At 63.1% G+C, this 1,571-nt stretch carries 1 protein-coding gene; it reads right to left on the bottom strand.

Features of this window, described 5'->3' with window-relative positions; translation table 11 throughout:
* Positions 1 to 289 precede the first annotated feature (289 nt).
* Positions 290 to 1,315, bottom strand: a complete 1,026-nt coding sequence (locus tag O7A05_RS33950) for an IS110 family RNA-guided transposase (RefSeq protein ID WP_337097769.1) — start codon at positions 1,313 to 1,315, stop codon at positions 290 to 292.
* Positions 1,316 to 1,571: the final 256 nt, after the last annotated feature.

The following is a 1,571-nucleotide window of genomic DNA, read 5'->3' as shown; positions in this document are numbered from 1 at the left end:
CGATCGGCGCGGCCGCAGGCAATGTATGGCCCGCCCCGTCTGCAAGCGGAATGTTTTGAGAGGCACACCCGGTCTGCACCAATGTATCCGGCCTCGACGCTTCAGGCGTCCTGCCAAGATGGAGATTCGCGCGCCCGGCTCCTAACAAGATACACGACCTCGAAAGGGCCGCTGCCTGCCGACAGGTTTGCCGAACGCCGATCAACCGTTGGGCCATCTCTATGTACATCCTCCCGCAGACTTCATGCGGCCGAACAGATGCCGGGACGCGCCCGCTCGACCAAACTCGTTACCCCTTCGAGGCCATCACGGCTTCGTAGGGGCGCTGGTTTGACATCACGGCCCAGGCGATTCGGGCCAGCTTGTTGGCGAGCGCAACGACCACCACGTTGCGCTTGGCGCGCTGTAGCAGCGCTTGCAGCCAGGCGCCGAGCTGGGTGTCCATTCGCGCCAGATATGGCAGTGCCGCTCGCGCGCCATGGATCAACAGCACGCGCATATAGGTGCTCCCGCGCTTGCTGATCCCCGTCAGCCGCGGCTTGCCGCCGGTCGTGATCTGGCGTGGGACAAGCCCCAGCCAGGCGGCGAAGTCGCGCCCCTTCGCAAACGCCGACACGTCCCCTACCGCTGCCGCCAGCGCCGTTGCGTTGAGCGCGCCAATGCCTGGCACACTGCGCAACAATCGAGCCCGTGGATCGCTCTTCGCGAGCGCTTCGAACTCCTGGTCGAGCTGCTTGATCCGGTGATCGAGCGAGTGCAGTTCATGGACCATGTCATGAACGAGTTGCTGCATCCGCGCGGTTAGGATCGTGTTGTTCGGCAGGTTCTCGCGCAGCCATAGGTTCAGCTTTGGCCGACCCTTCGCGATGACGATGCCGCGGTCGAACAGCACACCGCGCAGTTGATTGATCAGGGCCGTCCGGGTACCGACCAGCCGCTCGCGTGCACGGTGCAAAGTCTGCACATCGAGTTGCTCTTCCGACCTGGTCGGCACGAAGCGCATGGTCGGCCGCGTCGCCGCCTCGGCGATCGCCTCCGCATCGCGATCGTCATTCTTGTGCGACTTGACGTAGGGTTTGACATATTCCGGCGGCATCAGCCGAACCTCGTGTCCGCCCATGACGAACTGACGCGCGAGGTGATGAGCACCGCAGCACGCCTCCATTCCAATGATGCAGCGCGGTTGCTTTTGGACGAATGCAGCAAGGGATGGACGGCGCATTCGACGACGAAGCACAACCGCTCCTTCGCGGTCGAGGCCGACTAGGCTGCAGAGCGTCTTTCCGAGATCGATTCCGAGTACGGCGATGTTCATCTTCCTTCCTCCTTCTGACACGGACTGACAGTCTGTCCGGAACCGGAGGGGCGGGCCATCCCATAAGATAACGTGCGTTCCGTCGTTCCTGGTCTGCATCAGTCCTCATCCGCCGGAGCGGATTCCTTGTGTTAGATGGCGCCCGTCAGCGTGCCGACGCCATGCGCTTCAACTTCCGTTGCACCGTTCATCGATGCGCTCCCAGCAGCCTGCGATCCTTGATATGAGCGCGACGGGCGGCATCGCTTCGGCTCGC

This window comes from Mesorhizobium argentiipisi (SeqCode) (assembly GCF_037179585.1).
Classification (GTDB): Bacteria; Pseudomonadota; Alphaproteobacteria; order Rhizobiales; family Rhizobiaceae; genus Mesorhizobium; species Mesorhizobium argentiipisi.
Note: the sequence above shows the minus strand (reverse complement) of the source record. Positions and strands in the feature narration are given on the sequence as shown.

Coding starts and splice junctions, on each gene's coding strand:
- O7A05_RS33950 (WP_337097769.1), bottom strand. CDS start 1,315: ATGAACATCGCCGTACTCGGAATCGATCTCGGAAAGACGCTCTGCAGC.